Source organism: Streptococcus sp. CF10-1 (assembly GCF_024295825.1).
Lineage (GTDB): Bacteria > Bacillota > Bacilli > Lactobacillales > Streptococcaceae > Streptococcus.
The window spans coordinates 191,112-218,052 of the sequence record NZ_JANCPQ010000002.1 but is presented as its reverse complement, the minus strand read 5'-3'; the positions used below and the strand labels follow the sequence as shown (position 1 = coordinate 218,052).

Here is a 26,941-nt window from a genome sequence, read left to right as displayed (position 1 = left end):
CTTCCAGTCAGCGCAGTTTGATTCTTATCCTACTTTTGCAGCCAATTCTTCTGCGAATTGTTCCAAGCGTTCGATATCTTCTTCCTCAGCAGACAGATCCACTTTAACGCACTCTGAACCTTTTTCAGCTCCTGTTGCTACAAATACACGATCAAAGTCATCAACAGCCTTACAGAATTCGTCGTAGAAGGTATCTCCTGAACCGACCACTCCGTAGATTTTGCCATTCAAGTTGAGATCAGCTAGGTCTTCGTAGAAGTCCATCATCTCATCAGGCAATTCTCCGTCTCCGTAAGTGTAAGTCGCAACGATTGCGATATCCGCTTCCAAGAAGTCTGAAGCGTCAACAGTCGTACATTCATCAACATCGACATCCAAGCCCAAGTCACGCAATTTATCTGCTACAATATCTGCAATTTCTTCGGTATTACCGGTCATACTGGCAAATACAATTTTTGCTAATGCCATATCGTCCTCCTCAATTTATCTTTCTCCATTATATCATATCTTTTTCATTTTAAAAATAAAAATTCTTGTGCTACAATAAAATGAGAAAGAATTGAGGTTATTTATGGACATTTGCCAGCAAATTTTAGAGAAAATCAAAGAATACGACACGATTATCATTCATCGTCATATGAAACCAGATCCTGATGCCTTAGGGAGTCAAGTGGGCTTGAAAGCTCTTCTCACACACCATTTTCCTGAAAAGACCATCAAAGCTGTCGGCTATAATGAACCGACTTTGACATGGATGGCAGAAATGGATACTGTCCAAGACAGTGACTACCAAGGAGCTCTTGCTATTATTTGTGATACAGCGAATCGCCCTCGTATCGATGATAAACGCTACGAACAAGCTGCTTTCACCATCAAAATCGATCACCATCCAAATGATGATATCTATGGTGACCTATCTTGGGTGGATACAAGTTCAAGCAGTGCCAGTGAGATGATTGCATTATTTGCTCAAGAAAATCAGCTAACTTTGTCTAGTGAAGCGGCACGACTTCTCTATGCAGGAATTGTCGGGGACACAGGGCGTTTTCTCTACCCTTCAACTAGTGCTCGTACCTTTAGAATAGCTGGCCAGCTCCGAGAAATTGATTTTGACTTTGCTGGATTGTCTCGTCAAATGGATACCATGAGCTTCAAGATTGCAAAACTGCAAGGCTTTGTCTATGATCATTTAGAAGTTGATGAAGACGGGGCTGCACGCGTTCTGCTTACTCAAGACATCTTGGAAAAATATAAGGTTACGGATGCTGAAACAGCGGCAATTGTCGGAGCACCTGGCCGAATCGATACCGTTAAGGCTTGGGCTATCTTTGTTGAACAAACTGATGGCCACTTCCGCGTGCGAATGCGCAGTAAAATCACTCCTATCAATGAAATTGCCAAACGACATGACGGTGGAGGGCATCCATTAGCCAGTGGCGCTAATTCCTATAATCTAGAAGAAAACGAACAAATATACCAAGAGCTGAAAGAAGTTCTACAGATTCACCAAGGCTAAGAAAGAATTTTCTTGGCCTTTTATATGCTATATTCTTAAAATATACGGTTTCTTTGTACCTCAGTTTATGGTATAATAAATCAAACCGAATAAAAGGAGACTTAATAATGGAAAAAAATCGTTTGTTTATCCTCATTTCTGCTGGAGTAGCAATCCTTGGTTCACTCTTGCCATGGGCCAGTTTAAATGCAGGTGCTTTTGGTTCCTATAGTGTGAATGGTTACCAAGGAGATGGGTGGTTTGTCATTATCGCAGCTATTGTATCTATTGTTCTTGCATGCCTAAATAATATGAATAAAGCAATGCCTAAAGGGTTCTCAATTGGTGTCATTGTTGCGGGTGCAATTGCAACTCTCGTCACACTAATTAATCTTTTTAGTGTAAACAAGTACGTGTCTAACTTTGGTGGATATGGCGTTTCAATCGGCTTTGGTTTGATTTTGGCTCTTCTTGCTAGCATTGCACTTGTTGTAACTGGTCTCTTGGCAATGTCAGGTGGTAAAATTACAAAAGAGTCATTTACTGAATTAGCTGAGTCTGGTAAAGATTTTGCTCAAACTGTTGGACGTGTAACAAGCTCTACCGTTAAAACTGCAGTAGAAGAAATCAAAAAAGAATCTCAAGAACGTAAAAAAGAAGAAACTACTGCTGAGAAAACAGAGACTGCTAAAGAGGAAACCGAGCAAAAAGAAGAAGCTAAGGAACCAACTAATGTGGAGGCTGAATCAGCAGCAGAAAATGCAGAACCAGTACAAGAAGAAACTACTGAATCTGAAACAAAAACAGAAGCTGAACCAGTAGCCGAACCAACTGAAACAGAGGCTGAAGCTGAAACTGTAACAGAATCAACAGAAACAGAAACTACTGAATCTGAAAAAGAAGCTAAATCAGCAGAAGAAAACGCAGAACCAGTAAAAGAAACAGAAGTAAAAAATTAACAAGAAGAAAAAGCTCCAAATCAAGAGAACTAAGCATTCTTCTACCGTCACTCTAGTAAACACTGGAGTGATTTTTTATCAAGATTTTTAATAAAATCAGGGAAAAGACTTGCCAAACTTATCAGAATCTGATAGACTAGTATGGTAACAATCTATGGCTCGCAAAGAGACCATGGCAGAAAGGAAATATTGCAAAATGAAAAAAGATATCCATCCAGAATATCGCCCAGTTGTCTTCATGGACACAACTACTGGTTACAAATTCCTTAGCGGTTCAACTAAACGCTCTAACGAAACTGTTGAGTTCGAAGGCGAAACTTACCCATTGATCCGTGTGGAAATTTCATCAGACTCACACCCATTCTACACTGGACGTCAAAAGTTCACTCAAGCAGATGGACGCGTGGATCGTTTCAACAAAAAATACGGTCTCAAATAATCAACCGCATTTATTGCTTAAAAACGTTGATACAAAGCCTTTTCCAAGAAATTGGAATTGGCTTTTTTTGTTTTTAGTACCGTTTTTGGTACCGTCTTGGAAAACTAACCTTTTGCACTATCCAGATAATCTACAAATTTTGTGATAGCTTTCTTCTCTCCTGCTACTGTAGAATGGCTATAAGTATCCAGGGTCATCTGACTACTTGCATGACCTAATCTTTTGGCCGCATTGACAGGGTCAACCCCTACTTCAATCATCAAGGTTGCATGAGTATGTCTGAAGCCATGAGGAGTTATCTTCTTCAAGCCATGTTTCCTGATGATTCGCTTTAGAACACTATTGATATAGTCCTGATATAAAGGCTCTATCTTTCCATCTCGGCCAACAAACGTAAACATGTAATCACTATCAATCAATGGGGTAACTGACAGTTGCCCCTTTTCTTTTCTGCTCTTTTGTTTCCACTCTTTCAAAATCGAGACTGTCTCAGTATCTAAAGGGATTTGCCGTATAGAAAACCTGTTTTTAGTGCTTTTCTCAACTGCTTTCCCTTTGATTCTACCTAGATTTTTGCTGATAGAAAGTAATTGATTATCAAAATCAATATCAGACCACCTCAAAGAATACAGCTCCCCTTTCCTTAAGCCACTATAGGCCAACAAACGAAATAAGGCATAGTTTTTATAAGGCTCTTCTGCCTTAATAATAGCTAAAAACTCATGCAACTCCTCAACGCTAAAGAAGTTATCTGACTTCTTCCGCTCTCTTTTTGGGAGTATCGTTTGCTTCATTGGGTTGTCTGTAATCAATTTCATTTTCAAAGCAAAATCAAACACTTGGCTAGTATAAGATTTTACCTGTTTGATATTTCTAAAAGTCTGACCTTTTTCGGTAATAAAGTCTTGGCAGTGCCAAGGAGTAATTTTGGAAATTTTCATCTTTCCAAGAACTGGCAAGATATGGATTCTAAACAAATCATCTGTACGGACGCTTGTCGTCCTCTCTACTGTGTTTTGATAAGTTTTGAACCATTCTTCAAAAACTTCATCAAAACGTCTCTCAGAGACTCTCAGAAGCCCTGAGAGGTCTCCTGACGCTTTTTTGTGGTAAATCATAGCTCTTCATATTGTCTAGCCTCTCTAAGGCTCTTAAAACCGCTTTTAAAGAAGTCCTGACGTTTGCCATCAATCACCCTGTAGATTCTGACCTTATAAAGATACCCTGATTTAGACTTTTTAGCCTTATATTTAATAATAGACATTCTAATTTCTCCTTTATTTTTTAAGGTTTCGGAGCTTATAAAATAAAGAAATCATGATTGTCAGTTATTTCTTACTCTTTTTCTCTTCTTGCCGTCTCTTGTATTCGTCAGAATTTATCCATGCCTCCCAAACATAATGATAAGGAGAGTCTTCTGCACTTGATTTGTTAATCAGGAATGGAATAAGGCCTTGTTTCTCGTCGGCTATAAATTCCTTAACTGCTTTAACTAAAACATGGTTGAAGCCTTTTTTACTTGCTAGAAAATCAATGTAGTCAGACAATGCCTCTGACTGATTGAGTTCTTTAAGTATAATGGCAAGTTCATCACCAAATGGAGTCCATTTAGTAATTTTATGCTCTATACTCGTACCTTTTGTCAACACTTTATAGAAATCTTTAATCATCTCTTTAGGTGCACCTGGATCTTTTAATACAGGATTATCATCAAGACCTAGTAAGTAAGGTACGGACACTCCAAAGTATCCTGCAAGAATTTTTGCATTTTCTATACTAAGATTTGTTTTTCCATTTTCATATTTCCCGTATTGAGACTGGTTAGTATTCAAAACTTTTGCTAAATCAGCTTGAGTCAATCCTTTTTCTTTTCTTAAAACTTTTAGTCTATTGCTCATTTTTTTCCTTTCTGGCATTTTATATTTAAAATTATAACACAAATAATTAAAAAATAACTTTTTTCTTGACATAAGTTATTTTTTAACTTAAAATAATAGTTATAAAATAACTTTCGGGGTTTATAAAATTAAGAAAGGGGTCAGAATATGACAGAAAACTTTACCATCCACCTCCCAAAAGCAACAGAAAAGAAGTTGCTTGCTCGTTACGATACCATGCTTCAGAAAGCCATCGAAAAAGCTTTTGTGGATCAGGAGCTCTATAAACCCATGCTACGTATGGCAGGCTTGTGCCGTTGGCTTGATGTATCAACTACTACCGTTGTCAAATGGCAACGTGAAGGTATGCCCCACATGGTAATTGACGGAGTGACCCTGTACGATAAACACAAAGTCGCTCAATGGTTACAACAATATGAAAGGTGAGATATATGAATTACGATGACGATTATTACTACTATCTTCCTAAAGCATTATTGTTCGAGGAAGAATACAGAGACCTCTCCCCTTATGCAATAATTTTTTATATACTTCTTCTCAGCAAAAAAGAAGAAGCTGTTGAAATGGGATGGGTAGATGATGATGGAGAAATTTATCTTGCTTACACAAGGGAAGAACTCGCTGGAATGTTTGGATTTAGTACATCAAGAATAACTAACTTGAAATATCGTTTACAGATTGCTGACTTGATTACAGTTTACAAACACAATCCTCTACTTCATCAACCTGATAGAATTTATGTGAAGGAGTTATAGAAAGAATGTTGACAATCTATTTTAGTGATGACACCGAGCAAAAAAACACTATAGAAAACTGGCTTAATAATAGGCAAGTCGCATTCTTATCATGCGATTATAAAGATATTGATAAAGACACCTTATTATCTTTCGCATCTAAAACACCTGATTTTTTTATATTGCTAAAGCCAGCTTTCTTAAGATATAAATTGGACTATAAAACGACATTGAGTGAGTTTCTAGAGCTTGTTTCAAATAATAAACTGAAAACTCTAAGGTTTCCTATTGCTGTTAAAGATGGGGAAATTTTTGCAGGTGTTGGAATTGAAGATTTAGGGAGTTTTATCCCACGTAAGCAACGCAAACTAGAAAGAGCTCATATTTTCGCTAAGGCAGAAAAACTAGATGAGGGTAGACGTTTTTGGAGGAACTTCGAGGTTGTCCGTAAACAGTCTGAACTACGTTGGTTTGAACTGAATGAGTTATTGTTTGCTGATGTGGCTGACAATTTAGGAGAAATCAAAAAGGCTAAAGATCGATTCTTTAAATACAAGAATAACAAATAAATTCCTCCTGAAGATATCATTGAGAAAATCCAAAAAATATTTTTGATTGAAAGAGTTGTTCTTTTTCAAAAATCTGTTCCAGATCTACAAAATTTCTAGTCCTAAAACAGTTATGAAAACAACTATGAAAATATTTTGAAAATGAGATTTTGAGACTAAATTTTGAGAAAGCTCAAAAATTTATAACGCGGGCTCCTCTAACAGCCCGCTATGTGCACATCTGATGTGCATTTACTACACCCATTTTTTGGCAAGTTTGACCGTAGCAAAATGAAAATGGTCCGACGAAGTCGGCTTGGGGTTGCTCCCCCAAGAATGTCATTTTACGGAGGTCTTTGTGCAGACAAAAAAGAGGCGCCGATAGGCGACCTCTACAAGAAAGGAGGTTGATTTGGAATTAAAAGTTAGCTTGGACAACATCACTATTACAGCTTATATCAAACCTATCAAACTCCTTGATCTCAAAAGTTTGATAGAAAGTCATACAGCCATTATCGTCCAGACTGCAATGACTGATATGTTTAGAGCAATCACTCGGGACGGAAGTCACGTTAGACTCCTCCTAGACTACGACAAATTAAAAGGACAAGCCTTTAATGCTCGCCCTTTCAGGATAGAGTTTAACCCCAATAAACTCCGACAGATTGATATTAATATCTTAGATACAATTATACCATATCTTGAAGATATTGCAATCTCTCGAGTCGATTTAGCTTTTGATATATTTGAAGTTGATTGTAGTGAGTTTATTCTTGAAAAGAAAGGTCGCCCTACTGCTACCAAAGAATGGAGAGACCAGAATGGAAAACTAGAAACTAAATATCTAGGCGCCTCCAGGTCAGAAAAGCAAATCAGACTCTATAACAAAAAAGTTGAACAATTAGAAAATGGCTCTGAGGAGGACAAGAAATTTGCCCAGCAGTTCCAGCATTGGTGGCGCTTAGAATTTCAGCTCCGCAGTCGCTCGGTTGAAGAAATATTCGAGGTCATTGACTCTGTTATCTTTAAACCTTTTGTGTTTGATGATTTACCAGTTGAAACTCAGATATATTTAGTCGCATATACACGCAATAAAAATGTTTGGCAAAAATTACATAGAAATACAAGAACTAAATATAAAAAGATTTTAGAAACCTATAAAACATCTGATATTGACTATCTGAAATTGATGAAAGATTTATTAAAACATGAACGACCAATATTAGAAAAACAGCTTGCTTATTATGGGGGAAGAGAAACAAAAAATAGCTTTCAACCATTTGGTTGAAAATCCAGTATTAACAAGGAGTTATTAGGCCTAAAATGAGAATAAAAGACTACGCTGATAGCCTGGGAGTTAGTAGTCAATCCATCTATAAACGGATACGATCTCCAAAATATAAAGAGAGGTTGAAAGGTCATTTATACCTAGACAACCAAAAGGTTGAAAACCTTGATTTAATAGGCATTAGAATACTTGAAGATTATCATTTTGAAAATGATGTGATTAAACTTGAGAAAGAATTAGAGGAGGCTAAAGAACAAGGCAAACAACTAGAACAAGATTTGCAACTATTGAAAGGCTATAGGAAGAGTGAGCAACAAAATTTAAAAGCTTGGGCAGATTATGCTGAACGATTGGAACAACATAGAATTTACTTAATGCTTGCACTCACTACTGTATCTATAGCTTTCCTTGTAGCTTTAGCCTTTGCCGTCTTCTGACGGCATTTGTCGGACAATGCGAAGCGTCCGACCCAGGGGCACCGACAGGGTGCCCTACTCGCTTTGGCGAGTATAGTCGAAACTTCTCTTGTGGCTCGAGAGATGGTTCGATGTCGCTCCTGTATTCGGAGCGATATGCCGTCTGCAAGACCCTTCGGAGAACGCACATTTACGGAGTAAAGTGTAGTGCGTTACACTTTACATGGAAGTCGTGCCGATTCTTCAGGAAAAAATCTACCCTATGGGTCACTTAGTCCTGGTGGCAATCTTCCGCCACCAGCTCGGCGACCCTTTGAGCCGAGAAAGGAGAACAAGCTATGAGTTACGCAGTAGCTAGGATGCAAAAAATGAAATCTGGAAATCTTGGTGGTGCCTATCGTCACAATGAACGAATTTTTGAAAATCACTCGAACAAGGATATTGACCCAGAAAAAACTCACCTAAACTATGAATTAACCGACCGTGACCGCTCTATCCCATACGATAGGCAGATTAAACAATACATCAACGATAATAAAATTTCCAAACGTGCTCTACGTAAAGATGCCGTTTTGTGTAATGAATGGATTATTACATCAGATAAGGCATTTTTTGAAAATATGAGTCCAGAACAGATTAAGAATTTTTTTGAAACAGCAAAAAATTTCTTTGCTGAAAGATACGGTAATAGTAATATCGCTTATGCTATGGTACATCTTGACGAGAGTACGCCACATATGCACTTAGGACTTGTGCCTATGCAAAATGGCAAGTTAAGCTCTAAATCATTATTTGGCAGTCGTGACCAACTGAAAGAGATCCAGGAGGCATTTCCTAGATACCTGAACGAACATGGATATAATTTGCAACGTGGGGAGTCTGATAGCAAGAAGAAACACCTCGAAACAGCAGAATTTAAAGAAAAGCAACGCTTACTAGATGATACTGATAAAAAGATAGTTGATAAAACCGAAAAACTAAAACAACTAGAAAAAGAGAAAGATGCTTTACTAGATGATATAGCTGTTTTGGAGTCTATTCAACCTCTACAGATTGAAGAAATGAAAAAAGACAAATTAGTCAGACGTACATTTGACGGAAAACTAAAAATGGATAAAGAAACCTATGACAGACTCTTTCATACAGTCTCCCAACATGCCCTGGATAATAATAGGCTAAGGCATGAAAACAGCAACCTTGAACAGCAATTACAGCAATCACTTTCTAAACAGAATAACTTAGCTAAAGAACTGATGAAGAGTGATCATATATTATCTGAAAATCGTACACTAAAATCAGAAGTCGATAACCTAAAACACGCAAATAAAAAACTCAATGAAAGCATAAAACGATTGGGTGAGCAATTAAATGCTGTAAATAAAAAACTTGCGTTTTGGCGCAAAACAGCAAGAAATTACATGCATCCTAAAGAATTCAGCAGAATGTTACATGTCATAAATCAAATACGTCCACCAAGAATAACCATTATGTCAGTCGCTCGAAGTGTTAAAAATATGATTGCAAAAAATATATTTTAAGCACTTTATGCCGTGAAAGTCTCTTGATAACAAGCTAGTCGACTTTAGACTAAAGACAGTCGAGTCGTCAGGCTGAAAAGCTGACGATCGATTGCCAAAGGCTAAAAAAGACTAGGTTACTTGTTGTCAAGAGAACCATGGAATAAATGAACAAGGAGAAAAAGATGAACAATATTAACAAACCTTTAGTACACAAAATTAAACAACCCGCTACATTTTCTGGAAAAATATTACTGGGTTTCCTACAGTCAGTTTTTAAAGAAATCACTGGAAACTATATACCATCAGCCTATCCACTTAGCATTATTGAGCCTTATTTTACCTCAGATGAACAGGGAGAATCGTTTTGGTCAAATGCCCTGGCTATCAATGTTTTAGAAATTCGTCTCAAGGATAACTATAACATCCATCTAATACAAAAATCACCTTATATTCTTCTTGTTATTGAGGATATTGATAGCTTTAAAACTGGAGTTATTAAACTCTTTAATGACTTACTTGACCCTGATAAAAAGTATCTGATTTATCGTGATTTTATCAAAACATATCGCAATATGACTCCGATTGAAAAAATTGAATTTTTCAATAAGAAGACCGTCTAGGAAATCGCAGCTAAAAAATAAGCTGTGGTATACTATTTAGTAAGGAGGTAACGCCATGAGAAAAACACTGTTTGGTTGGATGCTTGCATTTTCTGCATTACGCTTTCTTGACCGCTCTGTACGACAGTCAACTAAAGCGCTACGACGATTTTTAAGATAAATTATAAAAGGCTCTAGTTTAGAGTCTTTTATTGTGATATAATACAAATTGCTGAAGCTACCTTCCGCAAATTAATGCGAAAGGAGGTGTTGTTCTATGAGTTACTTCTTCGAGCTCTTACTCGGAATCACGGTTGAGATACTGGCTCACTATCTCATCAAGTGGCTAGATGACGAGGACAAACGCTAAGGCTAGCCCAAAACACCACAAAAAAACCCTCGAGAGACCTGGCCGTCCTCGGGGGTTTGGTGTATCTATGAGATACTTCTTCGTGTTTTTATTATCTCATTCATTACAAAAAAAGTCAATAAAAAAAGCCCAAATACTTGAGACAACTTTCATTATTTTATAAGCTCCGAAACCTTAATTTTTGGTACCTTTTTGGTACCGTCTTGGTTTAACAATACGGTATATATATAATATTTTACAGCTATATCCCCTTTAGAAACGTTGATTTAATAAGGATTTAAACACTATAGAGTATATCTTTGTAAAATACGGTCTCAAATAATCAAAAAAAGAACAGTTACCACTGTTCTTTTTTTGTACTTCTTTTTCTACTACTTTCTATTTGTCAACCTTCACGCTGACACTATAATTGATTTCAAACGGGTTTAAAAAATATCGAAAAGAAGCTTGACATTGAGAATGGTTAAGATAATGGAAACTGCGTAACCTAGGATTGTATTCCACTTGGCATTGGTGAATTCTCCCATCAGTGACTTCTTAGAGGTCAGATAGATTAAGGGGAAGATTGAAAACGGAAGAGCGATTGACAGAAAGACCTGTGAATAGACCAATAACTGATCCAAGGTTTTTTCTTGATGTCCAAACAAGACGGCAACAATAATCACAGGGAGCAAGGCAAAAATACGGGTACCGATACGGATAATCCACTGAGGCAATTTCAGATGTAAGAAGCCTTCCATGACAATCTGTCCTGTCAAAGTGCCTGTAATAGTCGAATTTTGGCCGCTTGCTAGGAGGGCTAGAGCAAATAAAGTTGACAAGGTTGAGCTGGCTATCACTCCTGCTATTGTCGAATCCTGTAAAGCATTGTACATTTGGGAGAAGGCCGAAATTTCAGATGCATGACCAAAAAAGAGAGAGGCACCTAAAATGAGAAGCAAGGAATTAACAATAAAGGCTAGGGACAACTGAAGATTTGAATCCCAGGTCATAAAGCGAACTGCTTTTCGAACATCCTTCTTATCTTTGTGATTGATTTTCCTTGTTTGGGATAGAGAGGAGTGGAGATAGAGATTATGGGGCATGACTGTCGCACCTACAATCCCTAGAGCCAAGGTCAATTGACTTTCATGACCTGGTAACGGTGTTTCAAATAAAGTTGAAGTTGGTAAATAACCACCAATAATCCCCTGGATACTTGGATTAGATAAGGCCACAAGATAGGTAAAGATGGCTAATATGGTTAAAATAAGGGTCGTAACAATGGCTTCAATTTTTTTGAAGCCAAATTTCATCAATAAAAGTAACAAAAATACATCTAAAACGGTTAGAAGGATAGCAATCATAATCGGTATTTTAAACAAAAGATTTAAGGCAATCGCTGAACCTAGAACCTCAGCCAAGTCTGTCGCCATTAAAGCTAATTCTAAAATCACCCACAAACTATAGCGAAGCCACTTGGGAGCATGATGAGCTGTTGCCTGCGCTAGGTCCATCCTAGTCACGATACCGAGCTTCCCAGCCATCTGTTGTAGCTGCATGGCAATGATGGATGAAATTAAAATAACAAATAAAAGGCTGTACTTGTAGGAGGCACCACCAACCACGCTGGTGATCCAATTTCCTGGATCCATGTAGCCAACTGCCACAAGTGCACCAGGTCCTAAGAATGCTTTTAGATTTTGCCAAAAATGATTGTTATTTGGAGTCTCAATAGATTGATTGATCTCAGAAAGAGAGACTTTTTCATAAGAGGACATAGGGATTTCCCACTTTCTAATCTGTCTTTACATATTTCTTAATAGAATATTTTTTGAAAGAATGATGAAAATAGTTTACCTATTTCCAATTCACCCTTATTATATCACATTTTGGAATGATTCCTAATAAAAGAAATGATAGTTGAAATAGGCAATATCAGTATTATAAAAGCCAGCGTCAGAAAACGCTGGCTTTAAAACTGTGAAAATGCTTTCTCAACTAGATCGCTTCTGTGACAAAACTACGGCTTTCAAGCACCTTAAGCATGGCATTAGCTGTATCTAGGGCTGTAAAGAGTGGCACACCATGTTCAATGGCTGAACGACGGATTTGCTCACCATCTTCGTCAGCAGTTCGTTTGGTTCCGACAGTATTGATGATCGCTTGGATTTTTCCTTTACGGACATAGCTTGGGATATCCTGTTCATCGTCACCAATCTTACCAACAGGTTGGGCTTGAAGTCCATGACTAGCAAAGAAGGCTGCTGTCCCTTCTGTCGCGAGGATACCGTAGCCGATATTTTGGAAACGACGAGCCAAGTCCAAGGCTTCATCTTTGGCATCATCAGCGATGGTAAAGACAACATTTCCAAAGGTTGGCAAGTGCAGGTAAGAAGCTTCAAAAGCCTTGTAGAGAGCTTTTTCCAAAGTAGTATCAGAACCCATGACTTCCCCTGTTGACTTCATTTCAGGCCCGAGCAAGCTGTCTACCTTAGCTAACTTGGTAAAGGAGAAGACTGGCGCCTTGATATGAACGCGAGTGCTTTCTGGATAAAGTCCATCTTGATAGCCAAGTTCTTCAAGATTTTGTCCAAGAATGAGCTTAGTCGCCACCTGAGCCATAGGGATATTGGTTACCTTAGAAAGGAATGGAACCGTACGGCTGGCACGTGGGTTGACCTCAATAACATAGACTTTTTCATCCTTGATGACAAACTGAATGTTCATCATTCCAAGACAGTTGAGGCCGATTGCTAGGCGTTTAGTATAGTCTGCGATGGTCTCCTGCAACTTTTGAGACAAGGTTTGTGGTGGGTAAACGGCCATTGAGTCACCTGAGTGAACACCGGCACGTTCGATATGCTCCATGATACCAGGGATGAGAACATTTTCTCCATCTGAAATGGCATCAACTTCGCACTCTTGTCCAACGATGTATGAATCAACAAGAACTGGGTGGTCTGGACTGGCCTTAACAGCGGTACGCATGTAAGAACGAAGATCTTCTTCGTTTTCTACGATTTCCATGGCACGGCCACCCAAGACATAAGAAGGACGAACGAGGACTGGGAAACCAATCTTGCGAGCAGCAAGCACGGCTTCTTCTTCATTGGTAGCCGTTTGTCCTGGTGGCTGTGGAATATCCAAGTCTTTAAGGGCTTGCTCGAAGAGGTCACGGTCTTCGGCACGGTCTAAGTCAGCGACTTGCGTACCAAGGATGGTCACACCTGCTTTTGCCAATGGCTCTGCAAGGTTGATAGCTGTTTGACCACCAAACTGAACAATAACGCCTTTTGGTTGCTCCAAGTCAATAACATTCATGACATCTTCGAATGTTAATGGCTCAAAGTAAAGTTTGTCTGATACCGAGAAGTCGGTTGAAACGGTCTCTGGATTTGAGTTCATGATGATGGCTTCATAACCAGCTGCCTGGATAGCTTTAACTGAGTGAACTGTTGCGTAGTCAAACTCAACCCCTTGACCGATACGGATTGGACCTGAACCTAGGACAAGTACAGATTCCTTGTCAGACTTGATAGACTCATTTTCCCATCCATAGGTTGAATAGAAATATGGTGTTTCAGAGTCAAATTCTGCCGCACAAGTATCGACCATCTTGTAAACTGGGACAATCTTGTTTTCCAAGCGAAGTTGGCGAACTTGGTCAGCTGTCGTTTCCCAAAGTTCAGCAATCTTACGGTCTGAAAATCCATTGAGTTTAGCTGTTTTCAAGACTTCTAGATCTTGTGGATGGGCACCCAATTCTTGCTCAATTTCAAAGATGTGCAAGAGTTTATCCAGATAGAAGATATCAATCTTAGTCAATTCAGCGATTTCTTCTGGCGTGTAACCACGGCGAATAGCTTCTGATACGTAGAAGAGACGGTCATCTTGGGCCTTGACAACCTTTTCAATCAAGGCATCATCTGAAATATCTGCAAGCTCCGGCATTTCATTGTGGTGAACCCCAATTTCAAGTGAACGACATGCCTTGAGAAGTGACTCCTCAATGTTACGACCAATAGCCATGACTTCTCCAGTCGCCTTCATTTGGGTCCCAAGACGACGCTCACCTTTTTCAAACTTGTCAAATGGGAAACGTGGAATCTTAGCAACAACGTAGTCAAGGGCTGGCTCAAACATGGCATAGGTTGAACCTGTAACTGGGTTGATAACCTCATCCAGGGTTAAACCAACTGCAATCTTGGCAGCCAATTTGGCAATCGGATAACCCGTCGCCTTAGAAGCAAGAGCTGACGAACGCGATACACGAGGGTTTACTTCGATAACATAGTACTTGAAGCTATGCGGATCAAGGGCCAGCTGAACGTTACATCCTCCTTCAATCTTGAGGGCGCGGATAATGCTCAAGCTCGCGTCGCGTAGCATTTGGTTTTCATAGTCTGACATGGTTTGCGCAGGAGCAAATACGATGGAATCCCCTGTGTGAATCCCAACGGGGTCAAAGTTTTCCATGTTACAAACAACGAGGGCATTGTCAGCTGAATCGCGCATGACTTCGTACTCGATTTCTTTGAAACCTGCGATTGAACGTTCAATCAAACATTGGGTAACAGGTGACAGTTTCAACCCATTTTCAGCGATTTCACGCAATTCTTCCTCGTTGGCACACATACCACCACCAGTACCACCAAGTGTGAAAGCTGGACGAACGATAACTGGGTAGCTGATTGATGTCGCAAAGGCAACAGCTTCTTCCACTGTGTTGACAATTTCAGATTCTGGAATTGGCTGCTCAAGCTCTTCCATCAATTGTTTAAAGAGGTCACGGTCCTCTGCTTGGTCGATGGCAGACAATTTAGTACCTAGAAGTTCGACACCGAGCTCATCTAGGATACCATTCTTAGACAATTCCATGGCCATATTGAGCCCTGTCTGACCTCCAAGAGTTGGAAGCAAAGCATCTGGACGTTCCTTACGGAGAATACGTGTCACAAACTCGAGTGTGATCGGTTCGATGTAGACCTTGTCCGCAATCTCCTTGTCCGTCATGATGGTGGCAGGGTTTGAGTTCACCAAGACAACTTCATAACCTTCCTCTTTCAAAGACAAGCAGGCCTGGGTCCCCGCGTAGTCAAACTCAGCAGCCTGACCAATAATAATCGGACCAGAACCAATCACCATAATTTTTTGAATATCAGTACGTTTAGGCATAGTTTATGATACAAAGCCCGTAAAGAACACAGTGAAAATAGGAAACTCGGTGCAGACGCCTTTAGCGTCAAGACGATGTTTATCTTTTTCACACAGTTCTTAGGGCGTGTTCACTTCCGCGAACAATGTATCTTCTCCTTTCTATTCGTCGCCTCACAGAGCGACATTAAATAAATTCTCCGACGATTTTTTAGAGAAACGATATTTTTCGATAAAAAATCTAGTGCAGGGAGTTTTTAGTTCGCCCAATAGCGACTAAAAGAAACGACCTGCCTTTCTATTCGGCAACTCTCTGGTTGCCATTAAATAAGATACAAAGGACGAATAGAAAGCGATTGAATTTTAGGAAACCAAGGAAGGATTGACAATCCAAGTTGGTTTCTCTAAATTCCGAGCTTTCCGTCCGTGTTCAGTTACATAAATTCTCCGACGAGCTTTTGCTCGTTCTTAATTTGATTGTTTAAAGGCTTCCATCATCTCAATAAACTCGTCAAATAGGTAGCTAGCGTCGTGTGGACCAGGAGCTGCGTCTGGGTGGAATTGTACAGAGAAACCTGGTTGGTATCTGTGGCGAACTCCTTCAACTGACTTGTCATTGATTTCTTCGTGGGTGATGATCAAGTGCTCTGGCAAATCCTCACGGCTGACTGCATAACCATGGTTCTGACTGGTAAAGTCTACGCGTCCTGTTGCAATTTCACGTACTGCGTGGTTAAATCCGCGGTGACCAAATTTCATCTTGTAGGTCTTAGCCCCATTTGCCATGGCAAAAAGTTGGTGTCCCATACAAATACCGAAAATTGGAATTTTTCCTTGCACACCACGAATCATGTCCAGTGCTTCTGGAACGTCTTCTGGGTTACCTGGACCATTTGACAACATAACTCCATCTGGATTTAGGTGGAGAATTTCTTCCGCTGTTGTTGAATACGGAACAACCGTAACGTTACAGTTACGCTTAGAAAGTTCACGTAGGATTGAGTGCTTGAGACCAAAGTCTACTAAGACCACACTCAAACCAACACCTGGAGCTGGATAGGAAGTTTTAGTAGAAACCTGCTTGATATTGTCTGTCGGCAAGACTGTTGCTTGGAGCTGGTCCGTCACATGGTCCATACTGTCTCCAACATGGGTCAAGGTTGCACGCATCGTACCATGCTTACGGATAATCTTGGTAAGTGCACGCGTATCAATCCCTGAGATACCTGGAATTTTCTTGGCTTTCAAAAATTCATCCAAGGTCATTTGGTTGCGCCAGTTGCTAGCTCGACGCGCCTCTTCGAAAACGACAACTCCCTTACAAGTTGGAATGATGGATTCATAATCATCACGGTTAATTCCATAATTTCCCACCAAAGGATAAGTGAAAGTCAAGATTTGTCCATTATAAGACTGGTCTGTAATGGATTCTTGGTAGCCGGTCATCCCTGTGTTAAAGACGATCTCACCTGTTACATCAATATCTGCTCCGAAGGCCTTGCCTTCAAAAACTGTGCCATCTTCTAATACTAGAAGTCTTTTTGTCATATTTTCACCTCTCGTGGACGCTCACTGGCGTCTTTTAATGTCTTGTGTTTTAGTTGGCGCTTCTACTCGCCAATACGGATTCTAAGATTGCCATTCGAACAAAGACACCATTGGTCATTTGTTGGACAATGCGTGATTTTGGTGCTTCAACCAAGTGGTCAGCAATTTCCACATCTCGATTCACTGGAGCAGGATGCATAATGATTGCTGTTTCTTTTAAGCGATTATAGCGTTCTTGGTTCAAACCGTGTTGAGCATGGTAGTCTTCTTTTGAAAAGACCGCTCCACTTTCGTGGCGTTCATGTTGAACTCGGAGTAACATCAAAACATCCACCTGATCAACAATCTCATCAATAGTTACAAACTGTCCATAGTCCGCAAACTCTTGACTTCTCCATTCCTCAGGTCCTGCAAAGTACAGTTCAGCTCCCAAGCGTTTCAAAATCTGCATATTGGATTTGGCAACGCGTGAGTGATCCAAGTCGCCTGCAATAGCAACCTTGAGACCCTCAAAGTGGCCAAATTCCTCATAAATAGTCATCAAATCAAGCAAGCTCTGGCTAGGATGTTGTCCCGAACCATCACCACCATTGATAATGGAAGTCGTAATCGACGGACTCGCAATCAACTCTCTGTAATAGTCGACCTCTGGGTGGCGAATCACACAGACATCCACTCCTAGAGCAGATAGGGTCAAGATGGTATCATAAAGTGTCTCACCCTTATTGACCGAGCTAGTCTTCACATCAAAGTCCAGTCGCTCCAGCCCCAGTTTAATTTCTGCCACTTCAAAGGACTTATGTGTTCGTGTAGAATCCTCAAAGAAGAGATTAGACACAATAGGTTTGTTTTCGTAGGGAAGCTGGGCGCCGTTTTTAAACTCAATTCCTCGTTTGATTAATTTCATCACTTGATCAACAGTGAGGTCTTCCATGGACACCACATGATTCAATGCTTGTTGATTTTCTGACATGGCTACTCCTTCAGCTTTCTAAGCTTCTTCAGTAATCAGAACTCTGTCTTGGCCATCAAGTTCTATCATCTCTACGATGATTTCTTCAGAACGGCTAGTTGGGATATTTTTCCCAACGTAATCTGGACGGATAGGCAATTCTCTATGTCCACGGTCAACTAGCACCGCTAAACTCACGCGCGCAGGACGACCATGTCCGACAATGTTATCGATCGCAGCACGGATGGTACGGCCTGTATAGAGTACATCATCCACCAAGATAACTTCACGGTCTGTCACATCAACAGAAATCAAAGAAGTATCTTCTCCGCTTTTAACATCATCACGGAAAGGTTTGGTGTCCAATTCCACAACAGGAACAGTGATGTTTTCCAACTGCTCCAAGCGTTCTTTGATACGATGAGCGATGAAAACACCACGCGTTTTTATCCCAGCTAGGATAATTTTATTCAAATCTTTATTGCGCTCAATAATCTCATAAGTAATACGCGTAATCGCTCGTTTGACAGTCAATTCGTCTACAACTTCTTTTGTCTTCATGACAAACCTCCAAAAAGAAAAGTCTCCTTCTACAAGGAGACTTGAAATGTATAGCTAAGCGAGCCCCACTATAAACAGTATAGACTTCACCCTTCTACTTTATCGCGCTCCTTGCCTGCCTCACGGGACAGGTTTAAAGGACTATTTAGTTACTATTTACTATAGCACAAAGCACCCTTAAAATCAAGCAAAAACTTTTTCAGAGTCCCCTTAAACATTACTAAAATCATATAATTGGGGATAGTGGTCACATTCTGGATTTTTGGGATGGCAGATAGCTCGTCCAAAGTAAATCATGGCCTGGTGGGCTGCTAACCATTCTTCTGGTGGCAGAACGTCCATGACACGTTTTTCTACTTCAAGTGGCGTAGCTGATTTTTTAACGATATCGTGATGCTTACAGATACGCTCCACATGAGTGTCCACTGCAAAAGCTGGAATTCCAAAGCCCACGCTCATGACGACATTTGCTGTTTTACGACCAACACCAGCTAGACTTTCTAATTCCTCTCGAGTCTGAGGCACTTGACCATCAAAATCGTCTAGTAACTGTTGGGCACATTTTTTAAGGAATTTAGCCTTATTTCGATACAGTCCCAGGCGAGAAATGTGTGAAGCAATTTCACTCTCTGTCGCTACAGACATGGCTTGTGGCGTTGGAAAAGCAGCAAAGAGACTTGGTGTGGCCTTATTTACCGCAGCATCTGTGGTCTGGGCTGACAGCATCACTGCAACCAGTAGTTCAAAATGATTAGTAAAATCAAGACTAGGCTTAGCATCTGGAAAAAGGGCAATAATTTCCTCTATGACATGACGGGCACGTTTCTTGGATAAAACCATCTACTCGTCTCCATCAAATAGTCCTTGCAAGCCAGCAAATGGACTGTTTTCTTCTTTCTTGACTGCTTGTTGAGCTTGGTATTCTTCCTCAGTCATGATTTGCCAGTCATTTCCAGACACAAAACCTTGGCCCGCCTCTTCTTCTGCCGTCAAGACTTTGATAGGGATATTGAGCAGGATATTATCTGCTACGCTCTCAGCAAGGTCGATTTCCCCATTTTCGATAGGCAAGACTAAGTCATCGTCTAGAACTTCCTGGTCCAGTTGGTTAGTCGCTCCTTCCATGAAGACCTCTGTGACTGGATAAGACTCAGCCAACTCAACTGGCTCCATACTGCGGCTGGAAGCAAGAACAATGGTATATGACAACTGATAGTCTAAGAAATACAGACGATCTTCGTACTGGACCTTCCCAACAGCAAGGATATCTTTGACATCTAAAATTTCTTGATTCCGTTTACGCAAGTCTGCTGCCAGGTCTAAAGCTTGTTCAAAATGCAGGCCTTCAGGTTGTTTACGAATTTCTTGAATATTTAACTTCATATTTCCTCCATAAAGATGTACTCACTTGATTATACCATGAAAAGGCTATAAGTCAGCCTCCCAAACTTTGATATTAAAATCTCATTTTTTAACATATTTACTATGACAAACTTTCCTATTAGTGCTATACTATAGGCAAGAATACATCAGAGCAAGGAGGATGCTCATATGGAAGACAAAGCACTCATCACTGAAGCTTATCAACTCCTTTCCGAGTTAAATAAAAGTTTCCAAAATTGTAAACAAGGAACAGCCGATGATCTTCGACTGCAAGAGCTGCTGAACACCACTCTCAAGGAACTTAAAAAAGCGGAAAAGATTGACAACAGTATCTTAATCGACCTCGAGAAATTTTACCAACGTACCAGTCTTCTGATTGGACTGGGTAGCCTAAAACTGAATGATCAAGCACGCGCCGCTTGGCGTAACTATGACAAGTTCCATTACGAGCACGTCAAACACGTACTGACTCTCTATGGACCTGTTTTTGGTTTTTAGAGCTTGAAATTACTTGTTTTCTATTGACAAAATTTCCTGAAAGGTATAGGATAGAGGTACTAATACTCGGAGGTAAGGGAGACATGAACAACTAATCTATCAAATAAAGAACCTTTATTTAGTAGATCTTGTTTTTGTCTCTTTTTGTGTGCTCTTTTATACTAGATTTTCTAGTATCTTGTCCTCATTGAAAATCAAAAAACTGGAAAGCTATGCTCCTTTTGGGTTGGGGTAGGCAGCTCCAAGCTAGTTTGACGACCTTTTCAACGAGGATAATAGAGTTTTTAACAGTGACTTTGGGCTCTACTAGATAAAGTAGAGCTTTTTGTTATGCATTATGGACATTCTAGAAAGGGCAACAATATGATAAAAATCAATCATCTAACCATCACACAAAACAAAGATTTACGAGACCTTGTATCTGACTTAAGCATGACTATCCAAGACGGGGAAAAGGTTGCTATTATTGGCGAAGAAGGAAATGGCAAATCAACCTTGCTACGGGCTTTAATGGGGGAAGCATTACCTGATTTTACTATCAAGGGCGACATTCAGTCTGACCTTCAATCACTGGCCTACATACCTCAAAAACTCCCCGAGATTCTGAAAAATAGGACTCTACACGACTACTTCTTTTTGGATTCTGCTGATTTAGACTACAGCATTCTTTATCGTTTGGCTGAGGAGTTGCACTTTGATAGCGACCGTTTTGCTAGCAACCAAGAAATTGGCAGTCTATCAGGGGGCGAAGCTTTGAAAATTCAGTTCATCCATGAGTTGGCAAAACCCTTTGAGATTCTATTTTTAGATGAACCTTCAAATGACCTAGACCTTGAGACGGTTGATTGGCTAAAAGGTCAAATTCGAAAGATTAGGCAAACCGTTATTTTCATTTCCCATGATGAAGACTTTCTTTCTCAAACGGCAGATACTATTGTCCACTTGCGACTGGTCAAGCATCGGAAAGAAGCAGAAACGCTAGTCGAGCATTTAGACTATAATCGCTATAGTGAGCAGAGAAAGGCTAATTTTGCCAGACAAAGCCAGCAAGCTGCTAACGACCAGAGAGCCTATAATAAAACCATGGAAAAACATCGTCGCGTTAAGCAGAATGTAGAAAATGCTTTGCGAAATACTAAAAATGATGTTGTTGGGCGCCTATTGGCTAAAAAGATGAAAAATGTACTCTCTCAAGAAAAACGCTTTGAAAAGGAAGCCCAGTCCATGACCCAAAAGCCACTTGACGAGGAACAAATCCAACTTTTCTTTTCAGATATCCAACCATTACCGGCTTCTAAAGTCTTAATCCAACTGGAAAAGGAAAATTTGTCCATTGGAGAGCGCGTTTTAGCTCAGGGGTTACAACTAACGGTCCGTGGCCAAGATAAAATCGGTATCATCGGGCCAAATGGTGTTGGGAAATCAACTCTGTTAGCCAAGTTTCAACAACTGCTCAGCGCCAAAAGAGAGATTTCGCTTGGTTTTATGCCACAAGATTACCATAAAAAACTGCAATTGGATTTATCTCCAATAGCCTACCTCAGTCAAACTGGACGAAAAGAGGAACTACAGAAAATCCAATCTCACCTAGCCAGTCTCAATTTCAGCTATCCAGAGATGCACCACCAAATACGCTCCCTATCTGGCGGGCAACAAGGTAAACTCCTTCTGTTAGATTTAGTACTGCGCAAGCCAAACTTTCTCCTTCTAGATGAGCCCACACGAAACTTTTCTCCCACTTCTCAACCCGAAATCAGAAAACTCTTTGCCTCCTATCCCGGCGGTCTGATCACTGTTTCGCATGACAGACGCTTCTTAAAAGAGGTCTGTACGAGTATCTATCGTTTGACAGAAAATGGTTTGGAAGTTGTTGATTTACAAGATTTATAAATGTTGAACATAGCAAAAATCCAGAGAGATTTCTCTGGATTTTTTTACATACGCCTTTCTTAAGATCATTGATATAAAGAGCGCTGCTGGCATCATCAATCTGACAGATTATGGACTGGCTTTTGTTTCAATTGTATAAGCTAGAAATCATTTTTTTACAGCTCAAAGCATTCTAATATGACATTATCTCATATACAAAAAGCGAAATGCAACCAGATTATTGAGGACATGCAAAAGAATGGAATTCATAGGTTGTCAGAAGTCTTATACCTTATCCCAAATGCAAATCCCATACCTAAATAGGTGATAAAGCTAGGAATGGTATAGGGACCATGCAGATAAGCAAAGAGAAGCGATGTGGCAAACAAGCCAAAATATGTATTCTTAAATACTATCCCCTGTAACATACCTCTCATAAAGATTTCTTCCGTGACAGGTGCCAAAACACAGAGATCCACAAAAAGTACAGACCATAAAAGTGATAAACTGTGCACAGCTTGAGTTGTGTCTGATTGGGTAGGGCCTAAAAAATTGACCAAAATATAAAATAGGAAAAGCAAGGCGTATGAAAGAAAACATTTTAAAATATCTTTTAGACAGATTTTTCGAATGTGAAACAAGTCATACTTTTTTCCTACATATAAAAATATTGCAAGTTCAACAAGTGTAAAAAGGATAGATAGCGTTAATGAATTTATTCGCATGATTTTCTCTGCTATACTCAAATGAATTGGCATAAAAATCAAAATCAAGAAAGACGTCATCCAGCGCTTATACATCATTCACCTCAATTATATAGAATTACATATATTATGCTATTTTTTAGTGAGATAACAAGTTAAAAGCGAGATTCTAAAAGCAAAAAAATCCAGAGAGATTTCTCTGGATTTTGTTTACATGTGTTTCAAGCGTTCGATTCGTTCTGAGATAGATGGGTGGGTATAAAAGAGTTTTTGAAGTCCGCCACCTTTCTTAGGATCATTGATATAAAGTGCGCTGCTGGCATCGTCAACATGTTGATGCATCGGCTCGCTATTGTCCAATTTAAGCAGTGCATTGATCATCCCTTGAGGATTGCGGGTCAGCTCCACACTGGATGCATCCGCCAGGAATTCCCTCTGACGGGAAATAGCTAATTGCACCAAGGTTGCTGCGAGAGGTGCTAGAACAATGGCTAAGAGAGAGATGATAAGCATGATAATCTCCAAACCATTTCCATCACGATCATTATCGCTCCGTCTTCGACCAGGGCCACCCCACCACATCATCCGTCCTGCCATACTAGACAGAAGGGTGATGGCACTGGCAAGGGCGACCGCAATAGTCGAAATGCGGATATCGTAGTTTCGGATATGACTGACCTCATGCCCCATAACAGCTTCTAGCTCCTCACGATTCATGATAGCCAGGAGACCCGAAGTTGCTGCGACAGCTGCATTCTGCGGGTTTGAACCTGTTGCAAAGGCATTTAAAGAAGAATCCTCAATGATGAAAACACGCGGCATGGGAATCTGAGCCACCATAGCCATATCTTCTACTACATGGTAGAGGTCTGGAGCTGTTTGCTCATCAACCTCACGTGCCCCATTCATAGACATGACAATCTCTGTCGATTGAAAGATCATGGTCAGAGCGTAGATAAGACCAATAATCAAGGCAATAATCATGCCACCAAGACCTGAGCGCATGAAGAGATAGCCAACCGCATAACCAACCAAGGCCAAGAGTAGGAAGAAAACCAGCAACAAAATCCAGGTTTTTCGTTTATTGCTCGCAATTTGATCAAACAACATCTTAGTCACCTAAACCGCTAAAGTCAACTTTAGGAACTGCCTTTTCCTCTTCAGGTGTTTGAAGGAAGTCTGCAGCTTTAAAGCCAAATAGTCCCGCGATGATGTTGCTTGGGAAACTTTCAAGTTTTACATTGTAGTTGCTGACAACACTGTTGTAGAGTTGACGAGAGTAAGAAATTTTATTTTCTGTATTGGTCAACTCTTCTTGCAATTTGATAAAGTTAGCACTAGCTTTCAAGTCTGGGTAATTCTCTGCTACTGCAAAGATACCAGAAATCTGGCGGGTAAGGGCATCACTAGCCTTCATAGCTTCTGCCGGTGAAGTTGCTGCGGCTACTTGTCTACGAAGTTCTGTTACTTTTTCCAAGGTAGAACCTTCATATTTCGCATAGCCTTTGACTGTTTCAATCAAGTTTGGGAGGAGATCATTACGACGCTTCAACTGAACATCTATCTGGCTCCAAGCCTCCTTGGTCTGCATACGATTTTTAACCAAACCGTTATAGCTAACAATCACAAAAATAACAATCAGAGCCAAAACTCCAAGAATAATCCAAGTCATAATCTTATTCCTTTCTGCTTTTAGATTACTACCAGTATATCAAAATTTTAACGAATATGGTAAAATAAGATGATACTAGAGAAGGAAACTACTATGAAACCAGAAACATTTTACAGCCTACTAGCTGAGCAAAATCTTCCACTTTCGGACCAGCAAAAGAACCAATTTGAACGGTATTTTGAACTCTTGGTCGAGTGGAATGAAAAGATTAACCTGACCGCTATTACAGACAAAGAAGAAGTTTATCTCAAACATTTTTATGATTCGATTGCACCCATTCTGCAAGGCTTGATTTCAAATGAAACTATCAAACTTCTTGATATCGGGGCTGGGGCAGGATTTCCTAGTCTACCCATGAAAATCCTCTATCCTCAGTTGGAGGTGACCATTATTGATTCGCTCAATAAGCGCATCAACTTCCTTCAGCTTTTGGCTCAGGAGCTGGATTTGGACGGTGTTCACTTCTACCATGGACGGGCAGAAGACTTTGCCCAAGACAAGAAATTCCGTGCTCAGTTTGATATGGTGACGGCTCGTGCGGTTGCCCGTATGCAGATCTTATCTGAGTTGACCATCCCCTATCTTAAAGTTGGCGGAAAACTCTTGGCACTCAAGGCCAGCAATGCCCCTGAGGAATTGCTGGAAGCCAAGAACGCTCTCAACCTCCTCTTTAGCAAGGTAGAGGACAACCTCAGCTATGCCCTGCCAAATGGAGATCCGCGCTACATCACAGTCGTCGAAAAGAAAAAAGAAACACCTAACAAGTACCCAAGAAAAGCTGGCATGCCAAACAAACGCCCACTTTAATTTTTTTAGTAAAAAAATTATTTACAAATCTGCCTCGCTCTCGCATTTCTGGGCTCGGGAAAAATTCGTTTACAAAACGAATTTTTTCTGCTATACTATCCTAAGCAAAGGTTTTTAATGTCATCCTGTGAGGTGACGAAGGCGCAGATTTATATAAATTTTTAAAAGATAACTATTTTTTAAAAAGTCTTACTCTGAGGGCCTATTGCTGCAAAATAATGGGCTCTTTTTTGGTGCCCAAAAGTGAGGTTTTTATGAAACAGGAATCAACTGTTGACTTGTTACTAGACGTTGATCAACGTCCTTCTGTTGGTAAAGGAATTCTTCTAAGCTTCCAGCACGTATTTGCCATGTTTGGTGCAACCATTCTCGTTCCCTTAATTTTGGGAATGCCCGTATCGGTTGCTCTCTTTGCATCCGGTATTGGAACACTTATCTACATGATTTCTACTGGCTTTAAGGTTCCAGTTTATCTAGGTTCTTCATTCGCCTTTATCACAGCTATGTCTCTAGCCATGAAAGAAATGGGAGGCGATGTCTCTGCTGCCCAAACTGGAGTTATCTTGACTGGTTTGGTCTATGTCCTTGTAGCAGCAAGTGTTCGTTTTGCAGGTACGAAATGGATTGATAAACTCTTGCCACCAATCATTATCGGACCTATGATTATCGTTATCGGTCTTGGTCTTGCTGGTTCTGCTGTAACGAATGCTGGACTCGTAGCAGACGGAAACTGGAAAAACGCTCTTGTAGCTGTCGTGACGTTCTTGATTGCCGCTTTTATCAATACAAAAGGAAAAGGTTTCCTTCGTATCATTCCTTTCCTCTTCGCCATCATCGGTGGGTATATCTTCGCTATGATGCTTGGTTTGGTTGACTTTACCCCAGTCCTTCAAGCCAATTGGTTTGAAATTCCTGGTTTCTACTTGCCATTTAGCACTGGTGGTGCCTTTAAAGAGTACAACTTATACTTTGGTCCTGAAACCATTGCTATCTTGCCTATCGCTATCGTAACAATTTCAGAACACATCGGAGACCACACAGTTTTGAGCCAAATCTGTGGCCGTCAATTCCTAAAAGAACCGGGACTTCACCGTACGCTTCTCGGTGACGGTATCGCGACATCTGTATCAGCCTTCCTAGGTGGACCAGCTAATACGACTTACGGAGAAAATACAGGGGTCATCGGGATGACTCGTATCGCTTCTGTCTCTGTTATCCGTAACGCGGCCTTCATCGCCATTGCTCTTAGCTTCCTAGGTAAATTCACTGCCTTGATTTCAACCATTCCAAATGCTGTGCTTGGTGGCATGTCCATCCTTCTCTACGGAGTTATCGCCAGCAACGGTCTAAAAGTTTTGATTAAAGAACGCGTTGACTTCAGTCAAATGCGTAACCTCATCATCGCCAGTGCCATGTTGGTACTTGGACTTGGTGGAGCTATCCTCAAACTTGGCCCAGTTACACTTTCAGGTACTGCTCTATCAGCCATGACAGGAATTATCTTAAACTTGATCTTGCCACACGAAAATAAAGACTAATCATCTA

At 40.3% G+C, this 26,941-nt stretch carries 26 protein-coding genes and 1 pseudogene; 14 read left to right on the top strand and 13 right to left on the bottom strand.

The features are described from left to right. Window positions 1–24 precede the first annotated feature (24 nt). The gene (locus tag NMM25_RS03440; RefSeq protein ID WP_001162125.1) at window positions 25–468 is read right to left on the bottom strand and encodes a flavodoxin; all 444 of its coding nucleotides are present in this window, start codon (window positions 466–468) and stop codon (window positions 25–27) included. A gap of 103 nt (window positions 469–571) precedes the next feature. Here NMM25_RS03440 and NMM25_RS03435 point away from each other — a divergent pair, with 103 nt between their 5' ends. From NMM25_RS03435 to NMM25_RS03425, 3 genes are all read left to right on the top strand, one after another. Further along, the gene (locus tag NMM25_RS03435; RefSeq protein ID WP_254735976.1) at window positions 572–1,516 is read left to right on the top strand and encodes a bifunctional oligoribonuclease/PAP phosphatase NrnA; all 945 of its coding nucleotides are present in this window, start codon (window positions 572–574) and stop codon (window positions 1,514–1,516) included. A 107-nt stretch (window positions 1,517–1,623) separates the two neighbouring features. Beyond that, window positions 1,624–2,454 carry a lantibiotic ABC transporter permease gene (locus NMM25_RS03430; RefSeq protein WP_129312615.1) on the top strand — a complete coding sequence of 277 codons (831 nt, stop codon included), beginning with the start codon at window positions 1,624–1,626 and terminating at the stop codon, window positions 2,452–2,454. 196 nt (window positions 2,455–2,650) lie between these two features. Beyond that, a complete protein-coding gene (locus NMM25_RS03425) occupies window positions 2,651–2,893 on the top strand; it encodes a type B 50S ribosomal protein L31 (RefSeq protein ID WP_000710762.1) in 243 nt (80 codons plus the stop codon). A gap of 104 nt (window positions 2,894–2,997) precedes the next feature. On the opposite strand, the pseudogene NMM25_RS03420 reads toward NMM25_RS03425, so the two are convergent. Beyond that, window positions 2,998–4,157 (bottom strand): annotated as a pseudogene (locus tag NMM25_RS03420) (tyrosine-type recombinase/integrase). 64 nt (window positions 4,158–4,221) lie between these two features. Next, on the bottom strand, window positions 4,222–4,791 hold the full coding sequence (locus NMM25_RS03415; protein ID WP_254736094.1) for a helix-turn-helix transcriptional regulator: 570 nt from the start codon (window positions 4,789–4,791) through the stop codon (window positions 4,222–4,224). 147 nt (window positions 4,792–4,938) lie between these two features. Here NMM25_RS03415 and NMM25_RS03410 point away from each other — a divergent pair, with 147 nt between their 5' ends. The 7 genes from NMM25_RS03410 to NMM25_RS03380 all read left to right on the top strand — a co-directional run bounded on the left by NMM25_RS03410 (window position 4,939) and on the right by NMM25_RS03380 (window position 9,917). Then, window positions 4,939–5,217, top strand: coding sequence for a DNA-binding protein (locus NMM25_RS03410; RefSeq protein ID WP_254735975.1), 279 nt, complete (start codon window positions 4,939–4,941; stop codon window positions 5,215–5,217). A 5-nt stretch (window positions 5,218–5,222) separates the two neighbouring features. After that, entirely contained in the window at window positions 5,223–5,546 is a 324-nt protein-coding gene (locus NMM25_RS03405) for a replication initiator protein A (protein ID WP_254735974.1), read from the top strand. 5 nt (window positions 5,547–5,551) lie between these two features. Continuing rightward, complete coding sequence (locus NMM25_RS03400; protein ID WP_254735973.1) at window positions 5,552–6,094, top strand: hypothetical protein; 543 nt, start codon at window positions 5,552–5,554, stop codon at window positions 6,092–6,094. 391 nt (window positions 6,095–6,485) lie between these two features. After that, on the top strand, window positions 6,486–7,361 hold the full coding sequence (locus NMM25_RS03395) for a replication initiation factor domain-containing protein (RefSeq protein ID WP_254735972.1): 876 nt from the start codon (window positions 6,486–6,488) through the stop codon (window positions 7,359–7,361). Between the two features lie 35 nt (window positions 7,362–7,396). Continuing rightward, a complete protein-coding gene (locus NMM25_RS03390) occupies window positions 7,397–7,798 on the top strand; it encodes a hypothetical protein (RefSeq protein WP_254735971.1) in 402 nt (133 codons plus the stop codon). A 317-nt stretch (window positions 7,799–8,115) separates the two neighbouring features. Continuing rightward, the gene (gene mobV / locus NMM25_RS03385) at window positions 8,116–9,315 is read left to right on the top strand and encodes a MobV family relaxase (protein ID WP_254735970.1); all 1,200 of its coding nucleotides are present in this window, start codon (window positions 8,116–8,118) and stop codon (window positions 9,313–9,315) included. Between the two features lie 164 nt (window positions 9,316–9,479). After that, window positions 9,480–9,917 (top strand): hypothetical protein, encoded by a 438-nt coding sequence (locus NMM25_RS03380; RefSeq protein ID WP_254735969.1) that lies wholly within the window; start codon window positions 9,480–9,482, stop codon window positions 9,915–9,917. A 774-nt stretch (window positions 9,918–10,691) separates the two neighbouring features. Here NMM25_RS03380 and NMM25_RS03375 read toward each other — a convergent pair. From NMM25_RS03375 to NMM25_RS03345, 7 genes are all read right to left on the bottom strand, one after another. Further along, complete coding sequence (locus NMM25_RS03375; RefSeq protein WP_254735968.1) at window positions 10,692–12,026, bottom strand: Nramp family divalent metal transporter; 1,335 nt, start codon at window positions 12,024–12,026, stop codon at window positions 10,692–10,694. Window positions 12,027–12,246: 220 nt separating this feature from the next. Further along, complete coding sequence (gene carB / locus NMM25_RS03370; RefSeq protein ID WP_254735967.1) at window positions 12,247–15,423, bottom strand: carbamoyl-phosphate synthase large subunit; 3,177 nt, start codon at window positions 15,421–15,423, stop codon at window positions 12,247–12,249. Window positions 15,424–15,870: 447 nt separating this feature from the next. Beyond that, window positions 15,871–16,950, bottom strand: a complete 1,080-nt coding sequence (locus NMM25_RS03365; RefSeq protein WP_000166848.1) for a carbamoyl phosphate synthase small subunit — start codon at window positions 16,948–16,950, stop codon at window positions 15,871–15,873. A 49-nt stretch (window positions 16,951–16,999) separates the two neighbouring features. Beyond that, entirely contained in the window at window positions 17,000–17,923 is a 924-nt protein-coding gene (locus NMM25_RS03360; protein ID WP_125441775.1) for an aspartate carbamoyltransferase catalytic subunit, read from the bottom strand. Between the two features lie 18 nt (window positions 17,924–17,941). Continuing rightward, the gene (gene pyrR / locus NMM25_RS03355) at window positions 17,942–18,463 is read right to left on the bottom strand and encodes a bifunctional pyr operon transcriptional regulator/uracil phosphoribosyltransferase PyrR (protein WP_254735966.1); all 522 of its coding nucleotides are present in this window, start codon (window positions 18,461–18,463) and stop codon (window positions 17,942–17,944) included. 210 nt (window positions 18,464–18,673) lie between these two features. Beyond that, window positions 18,674–19,303 carry an endonuclease III gene (nth, locus tag NMM25_RS03350; protein WP_254735965.1) on the bottom strand — a complete coding sequence of 210 codons (630 nt, stop codon included), beginning with the start codon at window positions 19,301–19,303 and terminating at the stop codon, window positions 18,674–18,676. Continuing rightward, window positions 19,304–19,846, bottom strand: a complete 543-nt coding sequence (locus NMM25_RS03345; RefSeq protein WP_000773191.1) for a DUF177 domain-containing protein — start codon at window positions 19,844–19,846, stop codon at window positions 19,304–19,306. 168 nt (window positions 19,847–20,014) lie between these two features. Between NMM25_RS03345 and NMM25_RS03340 the strand changes: the two genes are divergently transcribed. Together NMM25_RS03340 and NMM25_RS03335 are read left to right on the top strand one after the other, a co-directional pair. Next, on the top strand, window positions 20,015–20,344 hold the full coding sequence (locus tag NMM25_RS03340; RefSeq protein ID WP_042767715.1) for a hypothetical protein: 330 nt from the start codon (window positions 20,015–20,017) through the stop codon (window positions 20,342–20,344). Between the two features lie 330 nt (window positions 20,345–20,674). Then, window positions 20,675–22,234 (top strand): ATP-binding cassette domain-containing protein, encoded by a 1,560-nt coding sequence (locus NMM25_RS03335; protein WP_254735964.1) that lies wholly within the window; start codon window positions 20,675–20,677, stop codon window positions 22,232–22,234. Between the two features lie 245 nt (window positions 22,235–22,479). On the opposite strand, the gene NMM25_RS03330 is transcribed toward NMM25_RS03335, so the two are convergent. The 3 genes from NMM25_RS03330 to NMM25_RS03320 all read right to left on the bottom strand — a co-directional run bounded on the left by NMM25_RS03330 (window position 22,480) and on the right by NMM25_RS03320 (window position 24,589). Continuing rightward, window positions 22,480–23,013 carry a CPBP family intramembrane glutamic endopeptidase gene (locus NMM25_RS03330; RefSeq protein WP_254735963.1) on the bottom strand — a complete coding sequence of 178 codons (534 nt, stop codon included), beginning with the start codon at window positions 23,011–23,013 and terminating at the stop codon, window positions 22,480–22,482. A gap of 114 nt (window positions 23,014–23,127) precedes the next feature. Then, a complete protein-coding gene (gene htpX / locus NMM25_RS03325; RefSeq protein ID WP_254735962.1) occupies window positions 23,128–24,027 on the bottom strand; it encodes a zinc metalloprotease HtpX in 900 nt (299 codons plus the stop codon). Between the two features lies 1 nt (window position 24,028). Further along, the gene (locus tag NMM25_RS03320; protein ID WP_000219838.1) at window positions 24,029–24,589 is read right to left on the bottom strand and encodes a LemA family protein; all 561 of its coding nucleotides are present in this window, start codon (window positions 24,587–24,589) and stop codon (window positions 24,029–24,031) included. A 93-nt stretch (window positions 24,590–24,682) separates the two neighbouring features. Between NMM25_RS03320 and rsmG the strand changes: the two genes are divergently transcribed. Further along, window positions 24,683–25,396 carry a 16S rRNA (guanine(527)-N(7))-methyltransferase RsmG gene (gene rsmG / locus NMM25_RS03315; protein WP_254735961.1) on the top strand — a complete coding sequence of 238 codons (714 nt, stop codon included), beginning with the start codon at window positions 24,683–24,685 and terminating at the stop codon, window positions 25,394–25,396. A gap of 254 nt (window positions 25,397–25,650) precedes the next feature. Beyond that, the gene (locus tag NMM25_RS03310; protein WP_000808290.1) at window positions 25,651–26,934 is read left to right on the top strand and encodes a uracil-xanthine permease family protein; all 1,284 of its coding nucleotides are present in this window, start codon (window positions 25,651–25,653) and stop codon (window positions 26,932–26,934) included. The last annotated feature ends 7 nt before the right edge of the window (window positions 26,935–26,941 follow it).

What these genes read in the sequence shown, in the direction of transcription:
- NMM25_RS03410 (WP_254735975.1), top strand. Translation starts at nt 4,939, where the DNA reads ATGACAGAAAACTTTACCATCCACCTCCCAAAAGCAACAGAAAAGAAG.
- mobV (WP_254735970.1), top strand. Translation starts at nt 8,116, where the DNA reads ATGAGTTACGCAGTAGCTAGGATGCAAAAAATGAAATCTGGAAATCTT.
- NMM25_RS03440 (WP_001162125.1), bottom strand. Translation starts at nt 468, where the DNA reads ATGGCATTAGCAAAAATTGTATTTGCCAGTATGACCGGTAATACCGAA.
- NMM25_RS03425 (WP_000710762.1), top strand. Translation starts at nt 2,651, where the DNA reads ATGAAAAAAGATATCCATCCAGAATATCGCCCAGTTGTCTTCATGGAC.
- htpX (WP_254735962.1), bottom strand. Translation starts at nt 24,027, where the DNA reads ATGTTGTTTGATCAAATTGCGAGCAATAAACGAAAAACCTGGATTTTG.
- NMM25_RS03320 (WP_000219838.1), bottom strand. Translation starts at nt 24,589, where the DNA reads ATGACTTGGATTATTCTTGGAGTTTTGGCTCTGATTGTTATTTTTGTG.
- NMM25_RS03335 (WP_254735964.1), top strand. Translation starts at nt 20,675, where the DNA reads ATGCATTATGGACATTCTAGAAAGGGCAACAATATGATAAAAATCAAT.
- NMM25_RS03400 (WP_254735973.1), top strand. Translation starts at nt 5,552, where the DNA reads ATGTTGACAATCTATTTTAGTGATGACACCGAGCAAAAAAACACTATA.
- NMM25_RS03360 (WP_125441775.1), bottom strand. Translation starts at nt 17,923, where the DNA reads ATGTCAGAAAATCAACAAGCATTGAATCATGTGGTGTCCATGGAAGAC.
- NMM25_RS03365 (WP_000166848.1), bottom strand. Translation starts at nt 16,950, where the DNA reads ATGACAAAAAGACTTCTAGTATTAGAAGATGGCACAGTTTTTGAAGGC.
- NMM25_RS03345 (WP_000773191.1), bottom strand. Translation starts at nt 19,846, where the DNA reads ATGAAGTTAAATATTCAAGAAATTCGTAAACAACCTGAAGGCCTGCAT.
- NMM25_RS03390 (WP_254735971.1), top strand. Translation starts at nt 7,397, where the DNA reads ATGAGAATAAAAGACTACGCTGATAGCCTGGGAGTTAGTAGTCAATCC.
- NMM25_RS03430 (WP_129312615.1), top strand. Translation starts at nt 1,624, where the DNA reads ATGGAAAAAAATCGTTTGTTTATCCTCATTTCTGCTGGAGTAGCAATC.
- carB (WP_254735967.1), bottom strand. Translation starts at nt 15,423, where the DNA reads ATGCCTAAACGTACTGATATTCAAAAAATTATGGTGATTGGTTCTGGT.
- rsmG (WP_254735961.1), top strand. Translation starts at nt 24,683, where the DNA reads ATGAAACCAGAAACATTTTACAGCCTACTAGCTGAGCAAAATCTTCCA.
- NMM25_RS03415 (WP_254736094.1), bottom strand. Translation starts at nt 4,791, where the DNA reads ATGAGCAATAGACTAAAAGTTTTAAGAAAAGAAAAAGGATTGACTCAA.
- NMM25_RS03435 (WP_254735976.1), top strand. Translation starts at nt 572, where the DNA reads ATGGACATTTGCCAGCAAATTTTAGAGAAAATCAAAGAATACGACACG.
- nth (WP_254735965.1), bottom strand. Translation starts at nt 19,303, where the DNA reads ATGGTTTTATCCAAGAAACGTGCCCGTCATGTCATAGAGGAAATTATT.
- NMM25_RS03330 (WP_254735963.1), bottom strand. Translation starts at nt 23,013, where the DNA reads ATGTATAAGCGCTGGATGACGTCTTTCTTGATTTTGATTTTTATGCCA.
- NMM25_RS03405 (WP_254735974.1), top strand. Translation starts at nt 5,223, where the DNA reads ATGAATTACGATGACGATTATTACTACTATCTTCCTAAAGCATTATTG.
- NMM25_RS03310 (WP_000808290.1), top strand. Translation starts at nt 25,651, where the DNA reads ATGAAACAGGAATCAACTGTTGACTTGTTACTAGACGTTGATCAACGT.
- NMM25_RS03380 (WP_254735969.1), top strand. Translation starts at nt 9,480, where the DNA reads ATGAACAATATTAACAAACCTTTAGTACACAAAATTAAACAACCCGCT.
- NMM25_RS03340 (WP_042767715.1), top strand. Translation starts at nt 20,015, where the DNA reads ATGGAAGACAAAGCACTCATCACTGAAGCTTATCAACTCCTTTCCGAG.
- NMM25_RS03375 (WP_254735968.1), bottom strand. Translation starts at nt 12,026, where the DNA reads ATGTCCTCTTATGAAAAAGTCTCTCTTTCTGAGATCAATCAATCTATT.
- pyrR (WP_254735966.1), bottom strand. Translation starts at nt 18,463, where the DNA reads ATGAAGACAAAAGAAGTTGTAGACGAATTGACTGTCAAACGAGCGATT.